14 protein-coding genes and 1 pseudogene are annotated in these 19,593 nt (G+C 60.2%); 7 read left to right on the plus strand and 8 right to left on the minus strand.

Features of this window, described 5'->3' with window-relative positions; all coding sequences use genetic code 11:
- The coding region (locus tag Q1V60_RS09690) for a PAS domain-containing methyl-accepting chemotaxis protein (RefSeq protein WP_300629698.1) at positions 1 to 1,274 on the minus strand (1,274 nt) is incomplete at its 3' end.
- A 97-nt stretch (positions 1,275 to 1,371) separates the two neighbouring features.
- Positions 1,372 to 1,554 (minus strand): annotated as a pseudogene (locus Q1V60_RS09695) (CPBP family glutamic-type intramembrane protease); the annotation flags it as partial.
- A gap of 365 nt (positions 1,555 to 1,919) precedes the next feature.
- On the opposite strand from Q1V60_RS09695, the gene Q1V60_RS09700 reads away from it, so the two are divergent.
- Positions 1,920 to 2,780 carry a DMT family transporter gene (locus Q1V60_RS09700; protein WP_300629700.1) on the plus strand — a complete coding sequence of 287 codons (861 nt, stop codon included), beginning with the start codon at positions 1,920 to 1,922 and terminating at the stop codon, positions 2,778 to 2,780.
- A 33-nt stretch (positions 2,781 to 2,813) separates the two neighbouring features.
- Here Q1V60_RS09700 and Q1V60_RS09705 read toward each other — a convergent pair whose 3' ends face one another.
- Positions 2,814 to 3,698: a DMT family transporter gene (locus Q1V60_RS09705; protein ID WP_300629702.1), complete on the minus strand. Its 885-nt coding sequence runs from the start codon at positions 3,696 to 3,698 to the stop codon at positions 2,814 to 2,816.
- A gap of 153 nt (positions 3,699 to 3,851) precedes the next feature.
- On the opposite strand from Q1V60_RS09705, the gene aceK reads away from it, so the two are divergent.
- A complete protein-coding gene (gene aceK / locus Q1V60_RS09710) occupies positions 3,852 to 5,567 on the plus strand; it encodes a bifunctional isocitrate dehydrogenase kinase/phosphatase (RefSeq protein WP_300629704.1) in 1,716 nt (571 codons plus the stop codon).
- A gap of 42 nt (positions 5,568 to 5,609) precedes the next feature.
- Here aceK and Q1V60_RS09715 read toward each other — a convergent pair whose 3' ends face one another.
- Positions 5,610 to 6,182, minus strand: a complete 573-nt coding sequence (locus tag Q1V60_RS09715; protein ID WP_300629706.1) for a hypothetical protein — start codon at positions 6,180 to 6,182, stop codon at positions 5,610 to 5,612.
- Between the two features lie 690 nt (positions 6,183 to 6,872).
- Between Q1V60_RS09715 and hrpA the strand changes: the two genes are divergently transcribed.
- From hrpA to Q1V60_RS09735, 4 genes are all read left to right on the plus strand, one after another.
- Positions 6,873 to 10,784, plus strand: a complete 3,912-nt coding sequence (hrpA, locus tag Q1V60_RS09720; RefSeq protein ID WP_300629708.1) for an ATP-dependent RNA helicase HrpA — start codon at positions 6,873 to 6,875, stop codon at positions 10,782 to 10,784.
- A 240-nt stretch (positions 10,785 to 11,024) separates the two neighbouring features.
- Entirely contained in the window at positions 11,025 to 12,146 is a 1,122-nt protein-coding gene (locus Q1V60_RS09725; RefSeq protein ID WP_300629710.1) for a beta-ketoacyl-ACP synthase III, read from the plus strand.
- Between the two features lie 153 nt (positions 12,147 to 12,299).
- Positions 12,300 to 12,914: an RNA polymerase sigma factor gene (locus tag Q1V60_RS09730; protein WP_300629712.1), complete on the plus strand. Its 615-nt coding sequence runs from the start codon at positions 12,300 to 12,302 to the stop codon at positions 12,912 to 12,914.
- Entirely contained in the window at positions 12,908 to 13,150 is a 243-nt protein-coding gene (locus Q1V60_RS09735; RefSeq protein WP_300629714.1) for a zf-HC2 domain-containing protein, read from the plus strand. Before Q1V60_RS09730 ends, Q1V60_RS09735 begins: the two co-directional genes overlap by 7 nt.
- Before the next feature lie 168 nt (positions 13,151 to 13,318).
- On the opposite strand, the gene Q1V60_RS09740 is transcribed toward Q1V60_RS09735, so the two are convergent.
- A complete protein-coding gene (locus tag Q1V60_RS09740) occupies positions 13,319 to 14,641 on the minus strand; it encodes a putative porin (RefSeq protein ID WP_300629716.1) in 1,323 nt (440 codons plus the stop codon).
- A gap of 281 nt (positions 14,642 to 14,922) precedes the next feature.
- Here Q1V60_RS09740 and Q1V60_RS09745 point away from each other — a divergent pair, with 281 nt between their 5' ends.
- Positions 14,923 to 16,047 (plus strand): GNAT family N-acetyltransferase, encoded by a 1,125-nt coding sequence (locus Q1V60_RS09745; protein WP_300629718.1) that lies wholly within the window; start codon positions 14,923 to 14,925, stop codon positions 16,045 to 16,047.
- Positions 16,048 to 16,058: 11 nt separating this feature from the next.
- Here the strand turns inward: Q1V60_RS09745 and aqpZ are convergent, their stop codons facing one another.
- The 3 genes from aqpZ to Q1V60_RS09760 form a co-directional block, all read right to left on the minus strand.
- The gene (gene aqpZ, locus Q1V60_RS09750; RefSeq protein WP_300629719.1) at positions 16,059 to 16,760 is read right to left on the minus strand and encodes an aquaporin Z; all 702 of its coding nucleotides are present in this window, start codon (positions 16,758 to 16,760) and stop codon (positions 16,059 to 16,061) included.
- 254 nt (positions 16,761 to 17,014) lie between these two features.
- Positions 17,015 to 18,847 carry an ABC transporter ATP-binding protein gene (locus Q1V60_RS09755; RefSeq protein WP_300629721.1) on the minus strand — a complete coding sequence of 611 codons (1,833 nt, stop codon included), beginning with the start codon at positions 18,845 to 18,847 and terminating at the stop codon, positions 17,015 to 17,017.
- A gap of 82 nt (positions 18,848 to 18,929) precedes the next feature.
- Positions 18,930 to 19,493, minus strand: a complete 564-nt coding sequence (locus Q1V60_RS09760) for a peptidylprolyl isomerase (protein WP_300629723.1) — start codon at positions 19,491 to 19,493, stop codon at positions 18,930 to 18,932.
- Positions 19,494 to 19,593: the final 100 nt, after the last annotated feature.

Raw genomic sequence — 19,593 nt, forward strand, 5'->3', positions numbered from 1 at the left:
ATGGTTTGCACGGCGGCGGCGGCAGTGTGTTGCAGTTTGGCGATCAGGGCATGGATCTGCCCGGTCGACTCGGCGGTGCGCTGCGCCAGTTGGCGGACTTCATCAGCCACCACCGCAAACCCACGGCCCATTTCACCGGCGCGTGCCGCTTCGATGGCGGCGTTCAATGCCAGCAGGTTGGTCTGGTCGGCAATGCCTTTGATCACGTCCACCACGCCGCCGATTTCGTCGCTGTCCTTGGCCAATTGCGTGACGGTGGCGCCGGTTTCGCCCACCGCCGTCGACAGGCGCTGGATCGCCTCGCGGGTTTCCCCGGCGATATCGCGACCGCGACTGGTCAGGCGATTGGCTTCCTGGGTGGCGTCTGCCGTGCGCTGCACATGGCTGGCGACTTCCTGAGTGGTGGCCGCCATCTGGTTGACCGCAGTGGCGACCTGTTCGGTCTCCACGCGTTGGCGCTCCAGGCCGCTGGAGCTGTTGTGCGCCAGGGTGTTGGACCGTGCCGCTTGGTCGTTGAGGTGTTCAGCGGTGTCTTGCAGGCGGGTAAGGCAGGTCTTCAGGCGCGCTTCCTGGCTGAGGATCGACATCTCCAGTCGCGCCTGTGCGCCGCGGCTGTCGGTGTACATCTGCGCGATCAACGGGTCGGAAGTGGTCTGCTCGGCCAGGCGCAGCAAACGCTTGAGGCCGCGCTGCTGCCAGCCCAGGCCCAGCAGGCCCAGCGGCACCGACAGCCCGGCCGCCAGGGCAAATCCCCACTGGGAAGTGAGGGTGGCGCCGATCATGAAGCTCAACTGGCTGACCAGGATGAAGGGCAGCCAGTCCTGCAGCACCGGCAGCCACTTGTCCCGCTGGGGAACGGCCGACTTGCCCTGGTTGATGCGTTGATAGAGCGCTTCGGCCCGGCGGATCTGCTCGGCGGTGGGCTTGATGCGCACCGATTCGTAGCCGACCACTTGGCTGCCGTCGAAGATCGGCGTCACATAGGCGTTAACCCAGTAGTGATCACCGGTCTTGCAGCGATTCTTTACAATGCCCATCCATGGCAAGCCTTGTTTGAGCGTGGACCACATGTGCGCGAACACCGCCGCTGGAACGTCCGGGTGCCGCACCTGATTGTGCGGAGCGCGGATCAGTTCGTCGCGGGTGAACCCACTGATTTCGACGAAGGCGTCGTTGCAGTAGGTAATAACACCCTTGGCGTCTGTGGTGGAGATCAACCGTTGCTGAGCGGGGAAGGTGCGTTCGCGCTGGGTAACGGGTTGGTTATTACGCATGATAGTTAAATCCGCAAGGCTTTCAGGGGGTATCGGCCATGCCGGGCATTTATTTAACTTATTTTTGCAACAATCCCACGGCGAGCGCCGCGGCAGATCAGCCGGCCAGCATCGGGTAAGTGAACAGACCGAAGTGAAGCAGATTCACGCCAAAGTGCATGGCAATCGCCGCGCCGAGCCCGCCAAAGCGATACGCCAGGCCTTAACCGACTCCGGCAATACTCGCCAGTATCACCCACTGCCAACCCGCACCCACATGCACGAGGCCGGATATAAGCGCGGTGAAACGCCTCCACTCACAACGCAGGGCACAAAGCATTGCAAAGTATGTTTGCGCCTGGTTATAGTCGTCGCGTCTTTATCCCTTCAAAAAGATCAGCACATGCCAGCTTCCCAGCGCATAGCGGTAGTCGATTCAGCGGTCAACGCTGTGGTCGTGCCGTGCGGGGCCAAGCAGCCTGCGCAGATCAGTCACTACCCCCCACCTGTCAGTAGCACGCCGGTGTACGTCGTCGTATCACCGCCGGGTGTTGGCATTTCGGGCTGATCAGCGATTCGCTGACACCCTGTGCCTGCCTGAAAAAAACCTACTGAAATTCAGTTCTTGCTGAGTCGGCTTTTTTGCCTGATGACAGGTGGTAACTCATGTCTGTTCTTTCGAAACAATCCGTGGCCGCGGCGGCCTCGACGAGCTTGTTCGTTCTGCTGTGGAGCAGCGGGGCGATCTTCTCCAAATTGGGCCTGGCGCATGCTTCGCCCTTTGCCTTTCTGCTGATCCGGTTTGCCATCGCCCTGATCGGGTTGGTGGTGCTGGTCCCGATCCTCAAGTTGAAGCTGCCACGTCCCGGCAAGCCCATGCTGTATGCGGCGGCGACGGGCCTGGTGTTGTTGGGGGCCTATCAGATTTTCTATCTGCTGGCCCTGGACCTCAACGTCACTCCAGGGGTGATGGCGACCATCATGGGCGTCCAGCCGATCCTTACGGTGGTGCTGATGGAGCGCCAGCGCTCCTGGTGTCGGCTGTTCGGCCTGGGGTTGGGGCTGGCCGGGTTGATCATGGTGGTGTACCAGGGCATCGGGCTGGCGGGCATGTCCCTGGCCGGGATGCTGTTCGGGCTGCTGGCGCTGGCGAGCATGACGTTTGGCTCGATCATGCAAAAGCGCATCACCGACAACCCGTTGGGCACACTGCCGTTGCAATACCTGGTCGGGATGCTGTTGTGCGCAGTGTTCGTGCCGTTCCAGCCCTTTCACTTTGAGCACGATGCGGGCTTCTACCTGCCGGTGCTGTGGATGGGCTTGGTGGTGTCAGTGCTGGCGACACTGTTGCTGTATCGGCTGATCGCCCGCGGCAATCTGGTGAATGTCACCAGTTTGTTTTATCTGGTTCCGGCGGTGACGGCGGTAATGGACTACCTGATCTTCGGCAACCGGCTGGCCCTGTTGAGCCTGTTGGGGATGGCGCTGATCATCGTCGGTTTGGTGTTCGTATTCCGTAAGAACTAAAACCCAGCCCTGTAGGAGCGAGCTTGGTCGCTCCTACAGTTTTTGCGGGCGCAACACCAGCCACAGCGCCCCGGCAATCAACACCCCGCCATATACGTGGGCCATCGACAGCGGCTCATCCAGCAACAACGCGCCCCACAGTACGCCGAACGGCGGGATCATGAAGGTGACGGTCATCGACTTGACCGGGCCGATGGATGACAGCAGGCGAAAGTACAGAATGTAGGCAAAGGCCGTACACACCAGGCCCAACCCCAGCAACGATATCCACACCTGCCACCCACCCCAGCTCGCCGGCGGCTGGCTGATGGCGCTGTAAGCGAACAACGGCAGCAGGAACAACGTCGCGCCGAGCATGCTGCCCAGGGCCGACAGGCGGCTGTCGAGCCCGCCGCGCTGATCCAGCCAGCGCCGTGCGAGAAACCCGGCAAAGCCATAGCACGTAGTGGCCAGCAAGCACGCCAGCGCCCCCGTTAACAGTTGCATGTCGAATGCCACCGGCCCCGCGCGCGTCAGTACCCCTACACCGAACAGGCCCAGGCACACTCCGGCGATTTTCGACGGCGTCAGGCGTTCGCTGAAAAACATCCCGCCAATCAGCACGCCCATCAGTGGCGTGGTGGCGTTGAAAATGGCCGAATAACCCGCCGGCAATACCTGCGCGGCCACCGAGTACAAGGTGGCCGGAATCCCGGAGTTGATTACGCCCAACAGCAAGACAGTCTTGAACTTGCCCTGGAAGTCCCAGCTCACGCGCATCATCGCGAGGATCACCAGCAAGCCGGCGGCAGCGATCGATACGCGGAAAAACGCGGTGGGCACGGTGCCGATTTCCGGCGCGATGATACGCATGAACAGGAAACTCGCACCCCATATGGCAGCCAGTCCCAGCAAGTACAGGGTGTCGACAGGTCTCACGGAAAACTCCTACGCAATCAGGCGGGGGAGTGTTGCCCAGCGTTCCGGTCGACACAATCGCTAAGTACCGCTGTCGATGAAAAATCCTTCTTCTCCTGCCTCGGTTCACTGGCTAAGCTCAGGGCTTCCAGCTACCCGTTCGAGGTTTTCCGCATGTCGCAGCCCGCCCTCGCTATCGCCCGGATGATCCTCGACGGTTTCGACGACTACCGTGAGCACTTTCGCCAGATCACCGATGGCGCTCGCGAGCGTTTCGAAAAGGCCCAGTGGCAGCAAGGGCAGGCGGCATCGGCGGCGCGCATCAACCTGTATGAAGAGAAGGTAGGTGAGGTCACGGCGCGTCTGCGGGCCGCTTTCGATGCGGGCACGTTGCAGGACATCGACCTGTGGCCTCTGGTGAAAAGTGCCTACATCGGTCTGATCGACCTGCGCTTTGACGATGAGCTGTCCGAAACCTGGTACAACTCGGTGTTCTGCAGCCTGTTCAGCCATGACCTGATCAGCGACGGCTGCATGTTTATCCATACCACGCGTCCCAGCCAGCGTCGGGCGCGGGCGGCGCAAACCCGCCTCTACACGCCTGCCGGCAACATGGCGCAGATGCTCGCGCAGATTTTCGCGGACTACCGCTTCAGTGAACCCTACGCCGACCTGCCCGCCGACCTGCGACGCCTGGAAGCCCAACTGCGGGAAAACCTGCCGGACTGGGTGTGCAAAGACCCGGGCCTGAACGTCGAGCTGTTTTCCTCGGTGCTCTACCGCAATAAAGGCGCCTACCTCGTAGGACGTATCTACACCCGCGACGAACAATGGCCGTTGGTGATCCCATTGCTGCACCGCGAAGGGCGGGGTATCCAGATCGACGCGTTGATCACTGACGAAGCCGACGTGTCGATCATCTTTTCCTTCACGCGCTCCTATTTTATGGTCGACGTGCCCGTGCCTGCGGAGTTCATCGACTTTCTCAAGCGCATCCTGCCCGGCAAGCACATCGCCGAGCTGTACACGTCCATCGGCTTCTATAAACACGGCAAGTCGGAGTTCTACCGCGCGCTGATCAACCACCTGGCCACCACCGATGATCAATTCATCATGGCGCCGGGCGTGCGTGGCATGGTCATGAGCGTGTTTACCCTGCCGGGCTTCAACACCGTGTTCAAGATCATCAAGGACCGTTTCTCACCGTCGAAAAACGTCAACCGCGCCACGGTGATCGAGAAGTACCGCCTGGTCAAAAGTGTCGACCGCGTGGGGCGCATGGCCGATACCCAGGAGTTCGCCGACTTCCGCTTTCCCCTGAGCAAGTTCGAGCCCGACTGCCTCGCCGAGTTGTTGGAGGTGGCCGCCGGCACTGTCGAAGTGGAGGGCGACACCGTGCTGATCCGTCACTGCTGGACCGAACGGCGCATGACGCCGCTCAACCTCTACCTCGAGAACGCCAACCCCGCCCAGGTGCGCGAAGCGCTGGAAGACTATGGCTTGGCGATCAAGCAATTGGCCGCGGCGAATATCTTCCCCGGCGATATGCTGCTGAAGAACTTCGGCGTCACCCGTCACGGCCGGGTGGTGTTCTATGACTACGATGAAATCTGCTTTCTGACCGAAGCCAACTTCCGCCACATCCCCGCACCGCGTACTCCAGAGGATGAGATGGCTTCGGAGCCTTGGTATTCCATTGGTCCGCTGGATGTGTTCCCTGAGGAGTTTCCACCGTTCCTGTTTGCCGACGCCGTCCAGCGCAGGCTGTTCGATGAGTTGCATGGCGAGTTGTATAACGCCGATTACTGGAAGGGGCTGCAGGAGGCGATTCGAGCGGGGAAGGTGATTGATGTGTTTCCGTATCGACGCAGAGAGAACGCTCACTCATAAAGAGTGAGCGTTGCGCTTGATGCTATTGAAGTGCGGGGGAGACTAAAAACCGCCTTTGCGATTTTCTTTTCGTACTTGTTCCAGCCAGGGTTGGCCGTTTCCCATCACTGTCAGTTGGTCGGTGATATTGCTTGCGCGGTTCTTGTCGGTTGGGTTGGTGCCGTTGGTCTGTACGTCACGCGCTTGTTTGTACAGCGTCACCATTTCTTTATTAAACGCTTTATCGGTTTTTTTATCTTCGCGGTAATGACTCAGTTTGGTCAGCGGATTATGGCTTTCAGAGCGAACCTCAAGATTCTTGATCCTCTGTTCCAAGAGGCTGATGGGGGCCTGATAAGCCGTTTTGGGTAAGGCGGGCGTCGGGAAGTCTGTCGGTAACCTTTCCAGGGCGTCTTTGGTTGTCTTGGCCTGATCAAACTGTTGTCGTTTAGATGGGCTCATCATGGAATAGGGTTGGTTGTTGAGCAACGGTGTCGATGAACTGGAACTGCTGGACGATTGTTTCCAGGAACCTTGTGTCGAATGGCTCTGGGGCGCGATGCTCTGGTGTTTACTGCCGTATCGATCAGAATAGTTTTGAGAGCCGCTGGCGTAACGGCTGGAGTCAATTGGCATAGGAATTCTCTGATATGAAATTGGAGCGCAGTCCTGCAAAAGGCGATTCAAATTGATCGATGTGTTTGTGTATCGGCGCAAGGAATGTAATCGCTCGTAGACGGCGCGGTGCTTGTAGCTCACGTCTTAGGTTGCGAGGCGTCAGGCGATTGCACATTCAGGTCGGGCAGAAGCCGTCGTCCCGCCACCAGATGAAGAGCTTAAAGAGCTCAGGATATTCATTCCTGCTGATGCCTGGCCTGAAAATTGGGGGCTCGCGATTCTAGTCGCCGTCAGGTTAGTTGGCGGCTCCTGGTTGTTGCTTGATGTTGAGGATGGCTTCTCCGTGTAGGGCGGAGGGAATTCATAGCTCGGTGGTGGCTGCGTATCTGCCGAGCGCGGTTGGGACCGCAGGCTTTCATAGTAGTTCGGCAGGCGCGGCGTAACGGAGTCGATTGGCATATTAAGCTCTCTATTCTCAATGGACGTTCTGATTGGCCAGACGTATCTGGAGGCTTATTGAAACGCGGGTATCTCATTCATCAAATCGGACTTTCGCTTTCCAATAGTGAGAAGAAGATCCAAAGGTATGTAGTAAAATTCGCCATTTGCTTGAGTACAGAGACCATTGCCACGTGATGGGACATCTCATGGCGGGTTGAAATCTGCGACAATCCTCCCCTGCCTTACTAAAAGACTTTTTTCGCCCTGATGACTGACCAAGCACCCACTATCGACCAACTGCTGAAAAACCTTGATCACGCCATGCTCGCCGACCGCCATCGCTTGCGTCGCCAGTTGATCGAGCTGCGCAAGAAGCCCGATGAGGAAAAGCTGGCGCAGTGGGTGGCGCGCATGCAGGCCTCCTGCGCCCAGGTCACGGCGCGGCGTGCGAGCCTGCCGGTGATTCGCTACGACGACAGCCTGCCGATCGCGGCCAAGCGCGATGAGATCAAGCAAGCGCTGAACAAGCATCAAGTGCTGATCATTGCCGGCGAGACCGGCTCGGGTAAAACCACCCAGTTGCCGAAGATCTGCCTGGAAATCGGTCGTGGCCAGTTCGGCCTGATCGGCCATACCCAGCCGCGCCGGATCGCTGCGCGCAGCGTTGCCAGCCGAGTTGCCGAAGAGCTGGCCACGCCGCTGGGCGCGCTGGTCGGCTACCAAGTGCGCTTCGAGGACCAGAGCGATTCCAATACGCTGATCAAGCTGATGACCGACGGTATCCTGCTGGCGGAAACCCAGAACGACCGGTATCTGGAACGCTATGACACGATCATCGTCGACGAAGCCCACGAGCGCAGCCTGAACATCGACTTCCTGCTGGGTTACCTCAAGACGCTGTTGCCGCGCCGCCCGGACCTGAAAGTCATCATCACCTCGGCGACCATCGACCTGGAGCGCTTTTCCAAGCACTTTGACGATGCACCGATTGTCGAGGTCTCGGGCCGTACGTTCCCGGTCGACACTTGGTATCGTCCCCTGACCCTGGAACAGGACGAGGAGGGCAACCGCGTCGAAGACGACCTGACCGTCGATCAGGCGATCCTCGCCACCCTCGACGAAATCGCTGCCTATGAGCGCAGCGAACGGCGCAGCCCCGGCGACGTGCTGGTGTTTCTGCCCGGCGAGCGCGAGATTCGCGACGCCGCCGAGATGCTGCGCAAGGCGCAGCTCAAGCACACTGAAATCCTGCCGCTGTATGCGCGCCTGTCACCGGCCGAGCAACAGCGCATTTTCCAATCACACCCAGGCCGGCGCGTAGTCCTGGCGACCAACGTCGCGGAAACCTCGCTGACGGTGCCGGGCATTCGTTATGTGATCGACAGCGGCACCGCGCGCATCAGCCGTTACAGCTACCGTGCCAAGGTGCAGCGCCTGCCGGTCGAGGCCATTTCCCAGGCCAGCGCCAACCAGCGCAAAGGCCGTTGCGGCCGGGTCGAGCCGGGCATCTGCATTCGGTTGTACAGCGAAGAAGACTTTATCGGGCGCCCGGAATTTACCGACCCTGAGATCCTGCGCACCAACCTCGCGGCGGTGATCCTGCAGATGCTGCACCTGCGCCTGGGTGAAATTACCGATTTCCCGTTTATCGAACCGCCGGATGGCAAGGCCATCAGCGACGGTTTCAACCTGTTGCAAGAACTGTCGGCGGTGGACCGTAACAGCCAGCTCACACCGCTGGGCCGCCAACTGGCGCGCTTGCCGGTTGACCCGCGCATGGGCCGCATGCTGCTAGAAGCCGCCAAGTTGGGCAGTTTGCAGGAAGTGCTGATCGTGGCCAGCGCCATGTCCATCCAGGACCCGCGCGAGCGCCCGCCGGAACGTCAGCAGGCCGCCGATCAGGCCCATGCGCAGTGGAAAGATCCGGATTCGGATTTTGCCGGGCTGGTCAATCTGTGGCGCGGTTTTGAAGAGCAGCGCCAGGCACTGACCGCCAGCCCGCTGCGCAATTGGTGCCGCAAGAACTTCCTCAACTACCTGCGCCTGCGCGAGTGGCGCGATTCCCATCGCCAGTTGAGCCTGATCTGCCGCGACATGCAGCTGACCATCAACAAGGAACCGGCGGATTTCCCGAAATTGCACAAGGCGGTGCTGTCCGGCTTGCTCAGCCAGATCGGCCAGAAGACTGAAGACGGCGACTACCTCGGTGCCCGTCAGCGGCGTTTCTGGATCCATCCCTCTTCGGGCATCGGCAAAAAACGCCCGCAATGGCTGATGACCGCCGAACTGGTGGAAACCACCAAGCTGTATGCGCGCATGGTGGCCAAGATCGACGCCGACTGGATCGAACCGCTGGCGGGGCACCTGATCAAGAAAAACCACTTCGAACCGCATTGGGAGAAAAAGCGCGGCCAGGTCGTGGCGTTTGAACAGATCACGTTGTTCGGGCTGATCGTGGTGGGACGCCGGCCGGTACATTACGGGCCGATCGACCCGGTGGTGTCCCGTGAGCTGTTTATTCGCGAAGGGCTGGTGCGCGGCGAGATCCAGTCTCGAGCCAAGTGCCTGACGGCCAACCAGCAACTGCTGGAGCAACTCGACGAGCTGGAAGCCAAGGCGCGCCGCCGCGACATCCTGGCCGACGAGGAAACCCTCTACGCCTTCTACGATGCGCGCTTGCCGGCAGAGATCCACCAGACGGCCACCTTCGACAGCTGGTACAAGGTCAACAGCCAGAAAGACCCGCAACTGTTGATCATGCGCGAGGAAGACGTGCTGGCCCGCGAAGCCAGTGAAGTCACCGCGGCGCATTACCCGGACACCCTGCACCTGGGCGACCTGGCCCTGGCCTTGAGTTACCACTTCGAACCCAACCACCCGCGTGACGGCGTGACCCTGCGCGTGCCGGCGCCGCTGTTGCCGGCCTTGCCCGCCGAGCGCCTGGAGTGGCTGGTGCCGGGAGTGATCGAAGCCAAGTGCATCGCCCTGGTGCGTAACCTGCCGAAAGCGCTGCGCAAAAACTTCGTGCCGGTGCCGGATTTCGTCAAGGCGGCGCTGCAACGTATCGAGTTTGGCCAGGGCTCGCTGCCCCAGGCGCTGGGCCGCGAATTGCTGCGCATGACCGGTGCGCGGGTCAGCGATGAAGCCTGGGCCGAGGCGGCGCAGCAGGTGGAAAACCACCTGAAGATGAACCTGGAAGTGGTCGACGGCCAAGGCAAGTTCCTCGGCGAAGGCCGTGACCTGGCCGAGTTGACGGCGCGTTTCGCCGAAGCCAGCCAGGCCGCCTTGGCTGTGCCGCAAACCGCGAAAAGCCAACAGCCGGTGCAAGCCAAAGTGTTCGCGCCCGTGGCTGAAAAAACCCAGCAAAACATCGCCGGCCTGTCGATGACCGTGTACCCGGCGCTGGTCGAAGAAAACGGCACGGTCAAGGAAGGGCGTTTCTCCACGGCCGCCGAGGCCGAATTCCAGCACCGTCGCGCCTTGCAGCGCCTGCTGATGCAGCAACTGGCGGAACCGGCGAAATTCCTGCGCGGTAAACTGCCGGGGCTGACCGAGTTGGGCCTGATGTATCGCGAACTGGGACGTGTCGATGCGCTGGTGGAAGATATCCTGCTCGCCAGCCTCGACATGTGCGTCCTGGAGGGCGAAGCCAATTTGCCGCGCGATGGCGCCGGGCTGGCCGCGCTGGCCGAGCGCAAGCGTGGCGGTTGGGCCGAGCAGGCCGAGCGTGTGGCGCGCCTGACCCTGGAAGTGCTGAAACTCTGGCATGGCCTGCAAAAACGCTTCAAAGGCAAGATCGACCTGGCCCAGGCGGTGGCCTTGAACGATATCAAGCAGCAGTTGAGCAACCTGGTCTACCCAGGGTTTGTGCGCGAGACGCCGGCTCAATGGCTCAAGGAGCTGCCGCGCTTCCTGAGGGCCATCGAGTTGCGCCTGGAAAAACTGCCAGGCCAGGTGCAGAAGGACCGTGTGTGGAGCGCCGAGTTGAGTGGCCTCTGGGCGCAGTACCAGAACCGCCTGAACAAACACGCCCAGGAAGGCAAGCGCGATCCGCAGTTGGAGCTTTATCGCTGGTGGCTGGAGGAATACCGGGTGTCGTTGTTTGCCCAGCAATTGGGAACCAAGGTGCCGATTTCCGATAAGCGTTTGAGCAAGCAATGGAGTCAGGTCGAGCCCTGAAGCCTAACCTGGTTGCCAGGATGAAGCAGATGCAGTGGGGCAGCGGGCTTGCTCGCTCCCACGGTAATTCAGGTGCTTATGGCTAAGATGGGGCCAAATCACCGGCGTTGTGGCAAACTTCGCGGCTACAAGACGAATTAAAGTTTTGCCAGTTCGATCCTCGCTGGACGGAATCGAACGACTTACAGTTTGGTACGACGGTACCAATATCTTCTGCCTGACAGATTTAGAGGAACGACCGTGCATAACGTCGTCATCAGCGGCACTGGCCTGTACACCCCGGCCAACAGCATCTCCAACGAAGAGCTGGTGCAGTCTTTCAATGCCTATGTGCAGCAGTTCAACAGCGAAAACGCCGCTGCCATCGAGCGCGGTGACGTGCAGGCGCTGACTGAGTCCAGTGCGGCGTTCATCGAAAAAGCGTCGGGCATCAAGAGCCGTTTCGTGATGGACAAGGACGGTATTCTTGACCCGCGGCGCATGGCCCCACGCTTGCCCGAGCGCAGCAACGAGCAATGGTCGGTGCTCTGCCAGATGGCCGTCGGCGCCGCCGAACAGGCTCTGCAACGCGCGGGCAAGACCGCCGCCGATATCGACGGCGTGATCGTCGCCTGCTCCAACCTGCAGCGCGCTTACCCGGCCATCGCCATCGAGGTTCAGGAAGCCCTGGGTATCCAGGGGTTTGGTTTCGATATGAACGTGGCGTGTTCCTCGGCCACTTTTGGTATCCAGAATGCCGCCAACAGCATCCAGTTGGGCCAGGCCCGGGCGATCCTGATGGTCAACCCGGAAGTCTGCACCGGCCACCTGAATTTCCGTGACCGCGACAGCCACTTCATTTTTGGTGATGCCGCCACGGCGGTGATCCTCGAGCGTGCCGACCTGGCGACCTCCGAGCACCAGTTCGACGTGGTGAGCACCAAGCTGCTGACCAAGTTCTCCAACAACATCCGCAATAACTTCGGTTTCCTCAACCGCACGGCGGAAGAAGGTATTGGCGCGCCGGACAAACTGTTCGTGCAGGAAGGCCGCAAGGTGTTCCGCGACGTCTGCCCGATGGTGGCCGAGCTGATCGGTGCGCACCTGGCGGAAAACCAGCTGGACGTCACCGATGTGAAGCGCTTCTGGCTGCATCAGGCCAACCTGAGCATGAACCACCTGATCGTGAAGAAATTGCTGGGCCGCGAGGCGTCGGTGGAAGAAGCGCCGGTGATCCTCGATACCTACGCCAATACCAGCTCGGCGGGTTCAGTGATCGCGTTTCACACCTATCAGGACGATTTGCCCAAGGGCTCCGTCGCGGTGCTCAGCTCGTTCGGCGCCGGTTATTCGATCGGCAGCGTGATCTTGCGCAAGCGCTAAACCTGGTGCTGGCAGGCCTTGGGAGTCTTCCTACAAATGCATAGGAGCGGTCGTACTGCTGTGGTTCAATTTCTATAGGTTAATGTGGCGGCCATCGCGAGTTATCTCTCGGCCAACAACGCGAGGGCTTACCGGTCACTAAGAGGTTTTCCTATGGCAGCAGCAGACGACGCCTACCTGCTGGAACGATTGCTCAAAGGTGAGCAACGGGCCTATAAAGAACTGGTTACCACCTACCAGAGTGCTATGCGTGCAGTGGCTTATGCCATTGTCGGCCAGCGCCACGTTGACGAAGTGGTGCAGGACGCCTGGCTGTCGGTCGTGCGCAACCTGGCCAGGTTCGAGGGGCGTTCCAGCCTCAAGACATGGCTGCTCACCATTACCGCCAACGCCGCCAAGGGCCGCTACAACAAAAATCGCCGCGAAGTACTGCTCGACGACTTGCCTGCGCCCCACGGTACGCTGGGTGATGAGCGCTTCACACCGGATGACGGCCACTGGGCCGTCGCCCCGTATGCCTGGCATCAGGACACTCCTGAAGCGTTGTTAACCGAAGAGGAACTGCGCAAATGCCTGGAGCACACACTGTTGAACCTGTCCGACCTGCAACGCGGCGTCTTGTTGTTGCGTGAGCGTGAGGGGCTTGAGCTGGAGGACATTTGTAATGTTCTGACGCTCTCTCTGTCCAATGTCCGTGTGCTGCTGCATCGAGCACGGCTTAAAGTCTTCGCCACGGTGGAGCATTTTGAGGAAACGGGCGAATGTTGACGTGTAAAGAACTTGTGGCACGTTCCAGTGATCATCTCGATGGGCAACTGACCCTGCGCGAGCGCCTGCTGGTACGTCATCACTTGATGTTCTGTGCCAACTGCCGGCGCTATATCCGTCAGATGCGCTTGATGCAGGCGACGCTGAAGGTAATGCCGCAGGCGGACGAAGAACCGGTGGAAAAGTTGGATGCCTTGGCTGAACGGCTGGCTGCCGAGCGGCTCAAGGATCAATGATGGCGGGGGGCATGCAGGCTTGCGTGGGTGCATCGAACGGATGATGGGGATTGATGCGTCCCCGCAAGCCTGCCTGCGAAGCTGCTTCAAGCGCGGCGCTTGAAGCTGCAAGTAACGTGCTCTTCCTTGAGCCTGTAGCCTGATAATTTTTCGTACTGTTACCTGAAGTTAGAACTTGGCTTCAGCATCCAACTGCAATGTGTTGGTGTTGGCGTCACGCTGGGTACGGCTGGCGTAGTCAGCCTTGGTCAGGAAGTACGTGGCGCCCAGGGCGAAGTTCTTGTCGATGTCATAGCTGACCTTCATCTTATGACCACGCGAACCAGTGGTGCCGTTGGCGAAGTCCGAATCGGTGAAGGCGCCCACGACTGCGTCACGTTGCGTGTCGCGGTAGTTGTAGTCCAGATTGAAACCGAACACCTTGGATTTGGCACCCAGCAACCAGGCGGTGTCCTGATCGGTCACGGCATCGTTGTTTTTCACGTACTGGCCGTAGAACGCCAGAGGCACTGCCAGGCCACCGATATCGGCTTGGGCAAAACCTTCATACAGGCGGAATTCACCGTTGGCCGAGTTGCCGTTGACTGCCAGCGCGCAAGGCGTGGTGGTGGTCGTGCAGCGGCTGTCCTTGTCGTTCTGGTAAGCGTAGACACTGCCGCCCAGGGTCATTTTCAGGTTGTCGGTAACCGAGAAACGCGTGCCCACCTGGCCGGATGTCAGGCGCAGGTCGTGGCGAAATTGCACGCCGTCGCCATCGACGTTGTCCTTGAGGTTGTAGTTACCCAGGCTACCGAACAACTCGGCACTGCTACCCAGCGGGTATTTGTAGGTGACTGCCAGGCCTTCAGGGTTGATGTCGCCATCCCAGATCACGTCGCCCATGCTTACCCATGGCTGCATCATCTTGCCGCCGATCACGTGCAGGTTCTTGATCTGGTCCGGGTGGTAGTCGATGTAGCCGAGGTCCAGCCAGATCGATTTTTTATCGAAGTAACCATCCTGGTCCTGGTTGGTGGAACGCGCATCGTCGCCGCCGCCCGTGGCGATACGGATACCGGTGTCCACTTGCGGGTTGATCTCGGTGTAGGCGCCCAGGCGGGCCCGGATGCGTTGACGGTCCTTGTCACGCCCACCGTTGTTGGGCTCGCCATCGATCTTGATGGTTTCCTGGCGAAAGCGTACGTCGCCCTTGAACTGGGTCTTGGCGGCCCAGGCCAGCTTCTGGTCGAAGCTGCTCAGCTCGTTGGTTTTTTTCGCGGTGGCCGCGATCTGTTCGTTGGTTTCCTGTTGAGCTTGCCGTGCAATCTGCTGTTCTTTCTGGTCTTTGGCCAACTCGTTTTGCAATTCGGTGTACTGCGAAGCGGTGATCTGGCCGTTGGCCTTGAGCATGTCGAGCAACTTGGCGTCGACTGCAGCGCTGGCCGGAACGCTCAGGGCCAGCAACAGGCCGCCACACAGGGCCGCCGCAGTTTTAGTGGAAGCAAGACGCATATCAATCTCCGAAAGTGAGGAGGGATAGCCACCCCCCAGGACACAACCGACCGATGACGGACGGAAAAAAGGCCACCTGGCAAACCAGATGCTCTAAAAACAGGCGTCAGTATCGCGATGGTTTATGACGGAGTAGTGGCTAAGTGATTTCATCTACATGACAATTCGTCTGTCCATGGAACTATCGGTCTTGAGCTCTGTCCGGCTTTTTCGAGGTGTGTGCGGGGCTGTGATAGGCGATACTCGCCAGGCTTTCACGCCAAGAAACAGTGAGGATGCCGATGCCGTTGCAACGCCTGGACAGCCTGTCCGAAATTGCCCCGCAGGTCTGGGACGCCCTGGCGCCCCAGGCCCAGCCGTTCGTGCGACACGCGTTCCTGAGCGCGCTGGAAGACAGTGCCAGCCTGGGGCCCCAATCGGGCTGGCAACCGGAGCATTTGTTGCATTGGGAAGGCGATCGGCTGGTGGCGGCGTTGCCCGGTTATCGCAAGTGGCATTCCTATGGCGAGTACGTATTCGATCACGGTTGGGCCGACGCCTGCGCGCGCGCCGGCATCGACTACTACCCCAAGCTGCTGACGGCCGTGCCGTTCAGCCCGGTCAGCGGCCCTCGGCTGTTGGCCGCCAATGCCGAGGACGGCTTCGAGCTGCTGAGCAGCCTGCCCGGTTACCTGGAAATCGAAGGGCTCTCCAGCGCACATATCAATTTCACCGACGCGTTGGCCGACGACGCAATGGCCCGGCAACCCGACTGGTTGCAGCGCCTGGGCTGCCAATTCCACTGGCAGAACCGTGGCTACCGCGACTTCCAGGACTTTCTCGACGCCCTCAGTTCACGCAAGCGCAAACAGATGCGCAAAGAACGCGAGCAGGTGGCGGGGCAGGGCATCGAGTTCGAATGGTTGCAGGGCCATGAGCTGAGCGAAGCCCAGTGGGATTTCGTCTACGCCTGCTACGCCAACACCTACGCGGTACGCCGCCAGACGCCCTACCTGACCCGGGCGTTTTTCAGCCTGCTGGCCGAGCGCATGCCCGAGTCGATCCGCGTGGTACTGGCCAAACAGGGCTCACGCCCGGTGGCCATGGCGTTCAGCCTGATCGGCGGTGACAGTTTTTACGGCCGCTACTGGGGCTGCCTGGCGGAGTTCGATCGGCTGCATTTCGAGACCTGTTTCTACCAGGGCATGGACTACGCCATCGCCCACGGCCTGCAACGCTTCGACGCTGGCGCCCAAGGCGAGCACAAATTGATTCGTGGCTTTGAGCCAGTGATCACCCATTCGTGGCATTACCTGCGCCATCCAGGGCTGAAAAACGCCGTGCAGGATTTCCTCGAGCGCGAACGGGTGGGGATTCTGGCGTATGCCGAAGAGGCGAGGTCAGCGCTGCCTTACCGGCAGGGCTGACCTTGTTTCCTTCAGGCCGGCGGGGGCTTGCCCAGCCATCGATACGCCACGCCTGCGATCACCGCGCCCAGAATCGGCGCCAGCCAGAACATCCACAACTGCTGGATCGCCCACCCGCCCACGATCAGTGCCGGGCCGGTACTGCGGGCCGGGTTGACCGAGGTGTTGGTGACGGGAATGGAGATCAGGTGGATCAGGGTCAACGCCAGGCCGATGGCGATGGGCGCGAGGCCCTTCGGGGCGCGGCTGTCGGTGGCGCCGAGGATGATCAATACAAACATCGTGGTCATCACCAGCTCACACACAAAACCCGCCACCATCGAATAGCCGCCCGGTGAATGTACGCCATAGCCATTGGAGGCCAGGCCGCCCGCCAGCTCAAAGCCGGGTTTGCCGCTGGCGATGAAGTACAGCAGCGCGGCGGCGATCACGCCACCAATGACTTGGGCAGCGATATACGCCGGTAACTCCCTGGCTGGAAACCTCCCACCCACTACCAGCCCTACCGATACCGCCGGATTGAGGTGACAGCCGCTGATATGGCCGATCGCAACGGCCATGGTCAGCACCGTCAACCCGAATGCCAGCGCGACGCCCAACAGACCAATCCCGACCGCGGGAAACGCTGCGGCCAGCACCGCACTCCCGCAACCGCCCAACACCAGCCAAAACGTACCCAAGCCCTCTGTGACTGAACGTTTGAACAACGACATACGACACATCCTTGATAGATCGCTCTACCGAATCAGTAAATCAGTGATGCTCCCTGCAGATTTACTTCAGCGCCCCTCTGGGCACTGCACTGATTACAGCACGGTTTTGACACAAATCCAGGGCATGAAAAAAGCGCCAGCCCCTGTGGGGACTGGCGCTCGGTGCAAATGCCGCTGATGCAAAGCGATCAAATGTGGGAGCCGGCTTGAGCACGCCCACGCCCACATTTTGAGCAGTGTGGGTCTCGATGGCTTCAATCGATGCCGACGAATCCGCCCGTCTGGTGCTGCCACAACCGCGCGTACAACCCGCCATGGGCCAGCAACTGGGCGTGGCTGCCGCTTTCGGCGATCCGGCCTTTTTCCAGCACGACCAAGCGGTCCATCCGTGCGATGGTCGACAGTCGGTGCGCAATCGCAATCACGGTCTTGCCCTGCATCAGGGTTTCCAGGCTCTCCTGGATCGCGGCTTCCACCTCGGAGTCCAGTGCTGAGGTGGCTTCGTCCATGATCAGGATCGGCGCGTCCTTGAGCAGCACGCGAGCAATGGCGATCCGTTGGCGTTGCCCGCCGGAGAGTTTCACCCCACGTTCGCCCACGTGGGCATCCAGCCCGGTACGGCCCTCGGAATCCGACAGCAGCGGGATAAACTCGTCGGCGCGCGCCTTGTGCACGGCGGCCCAGAGTTCTTCGTCGGTGGCCTGCGGCTTGCCATACAGCAAGTTGTCGCGGATCGAGCGGTGCAGCAGCGAGGTGTCCTGGGTGATCATGCCGATCTGCGCGCGCAGGCTTTCCTGGGCGACTTCGGCGATGTCCTGGCCGTCGATCAGGATGCGTCCGCCCTGCAGGTCGTAGAGGCGCAGCAGCAGGTTGACCAGCGTCGACTTGCCCGCACCGGACGGGCCGATCAGGCCGATCTTTTCCCCGGCCTTGATCTCAAGGTTCAGGCCGCCAATGATCCCGCTCTGCTTGCCGTAGTGGAAATCCACCTGCTCGAAGCGCACCAGACCATGGGGCACTGTCAGGCGCGGAGCGTCGGCGCGGTCGACCACCGCGAGCGGCTGGGCGATGGTCTTGAGGCCATCCTGCACGATGCCGATGTTTTCGAAAATGCCGTTGACCACCCACATGATCCAGCCGGACATATTGACGATGCGAATCACCAGGCCGGTGGCCAGTGCAATGGCGCCTACGGAAATCAGCGACTGTGTCCACAGCCACAGGGCCAGGCCGGTGGTGGTGACGATCAGCAGGCCGTTCAGGACGGTGATGACCGCGTCCATGCTGGTGAGCACGCGCGCCGCCAGTTGGGTTTTTTCGGTTTGCTCGACGATCGCTTCCTTGGCGTATTCCTGCTCATTCTGCGTATGGGCAAACAGCTTCAAGGTGGTGATGTTGGTGTAGCCGTCGACGATGCGCCCCATGAGTTTGGAGCGTGCTTCGGAAGAGATCACCGAACGCTCCTTGACCCGCGGTACGAAGTAACGCAATGCCAGGCAGTAGCAGACGATCCAGATGATCAACGGAATCATCAATCGCCAGTCGGCCTCGGCAAACAACACCAGCGAGGTGATGGCATAGATCGACACGTGCCAGATGGCCTCTGCTGTTGCCACCGCAGAGTCACGCAACGAGTTGCCGGTTTGCATGATGCGTTGGGCAATGCGCCCGGCAAAATCATTCTGGAAGAAATTCAGGCTCTGCTTGAGCACATAGCTGTGGTTCTGCCAGCGGATCAGGCTTGTCATGCCGGGGTTGATGGTCTGGTGCACGAGCAGGTCATGCAGGCTGTTGAAAATCGGCCGCAGCAGCAGGGCGACCACGGCCATCCAGATCAGCTCGGTGCTGTGCACCTGGAAGAAATTCGCGGGTGGCGTGCCCTGGGCCAGGTCGATGATGCGGCTCAGGTAGCTGAACAGCGCAACCTCGATCAGCGCACCGATCAGGCCCACCACCAACAGCGCGGCAAAACACGGCCACACCTGGCGCAGGTAGTAGAGGTAGAAGGGCAGGACTTTATCGGGCGGGGCTTCGCTTGGGGGGTCGCGGAAAATGTCGATCAGTTGTTCAAAGCGACGATAGAGCATTAGGTTTGACGCCCGCTGTGCGGGCTCTCCTTTCAAATGCGCACGTTGCCTTGTGGGCAACGTGCGGAGTTCCCTGCAGACCTCAGTCGATGCGCTTGGCCGACTTGATCAAAACAGGATCGATCGGCACGTTCTGCATGCCTTGCTTGGTGGTGGTCTGCGAATTGACGATGACATCAACTACGTCCATGCCCTTGACCACTTTGGCGAATACCGCGTAACCGGCATCGCGCCCGGGGTCGAGGAAGGCATTGTCGGCCACGTTGATGAAGAACTGGCTGGTGGCCGAGTTCGGGTCATTGGTGCGCGCCATCGACAAGGTGCCACGCACGTTATGCAGGCCGTTGCTGGCTTCGTTCTTGATCGATGCTTCGGTCAGCTTTTGCGACATCTGCTGGGTGAACCCGCCGCCCTGGACCATGAAGCCCGGGATCACGCGATGAAACATCGTGTTGGTGTAGAAACCTTTGTCGACATAAGCGAGGAAATTCTTGGTACTGATCGGCGCCTTGACCGGGTCCAGTTCGATTTCAATGTCGCCATTGGTGGTGGTGATCAAAACGTGGGGCGCCTTGGCGGGCTCGGCGGCCATCAGGTTGGCGGCGAACAAAACGGAACCGGCAAAGAAGGCGATTTTTTTCAGCATGGGTCAGTGATCCTGGGTAGTGGGGTCGACGGTCTTTGGAGAATCGAGCAGAGTAGCGTTGATGACCCCGGTTGGACAGGTGATTCTGGAACGTTGTTCC

Origin of the sequence: Pseudomonas sp. (assembly GCF_030147005.1) — a bacterium.
Lineage (GTDB): Bacteria > Pseudomonadota > Gammaproteobacteria > Pseudomonadales > Pseudomonadaceae > Aquipseudomonas.

Coding starts and splice junctions, on each gene's coding strand:
- Q1V60_RS09755 (WP_300629721.1), bottom strand. CDS start 18,847: ATGCTCTATCGTCGCTTTGAACAACTGATCGACATTTTCCGCGACCCC.
- Q1V60_RS09740 (WP_300629716.1), bottom strand. CDS start 14,641: ATGCGTCTTGCTTCCACTAAAACTGCGGCGGCCCTGTGTGGCGGCCTG.
- Q1V60_RS09700 (WP_300629700.1), top strand. CDS start 1,920: ATGTCTGTTCTTTCGAAACAATCCGTGGCCGCGGCGGCCTCGACGAGC.
- Q1V60_RS09760 (WP_300629723.1), bottom strand. CDS start 19,493: ATGCTGAAAAAAATCGCCTTCTTTGCCGGTTCCGTTTTGTTCGCCGCC.
- aqpZ (WP_300629719.1), bottom strand. CDS start 16,760: ATGTCGTTGTTCAAACGTTCAGTCACAGAGGGCTTGGGTACGTTTTGG.
- Q1V60_RS09735 (WP_300629714.1), top strand. CDS start 12,908: ATGTTGACGTGTAAAGAACTTGTGGCACGTTCCAGTGATCATCTCGAT.
- Q1V60_RS09715 (WP_300629706.1), bottom strand. CDS start 6,182: ATGCCAATTGACTCCAGCCGTTACGCCAGCGGCTCTCAAAACTATTCT.
- hrpA (WP_300629708.1), top strand. CDS start 6,873: ATGACTGACCAAGCACCCACTATCGACCAACTGCTGAAAAACCTTGAT.
- Q1V60_RS09730 (WP_300629712.1), top strand. CDS start 12,300: ATGGCAGCAGCAGACGACGCCTACCTGCTGGAACGATTGCTCAAAGGT.
- Q1V60_RS09745 (WP_300629718.1), top strand. CDS start 14,923: ATGCCGTTGCAACGCCTGGACAGCCTGTCCGAAATTGCCCCGCAGGTC.
- aceK (WP_300629704.1), top strand. CDS start 3,852: ATGTCGCAGCCCGCCCTCGCTATCGCCCGGATGATCCTCGACGGTTTC.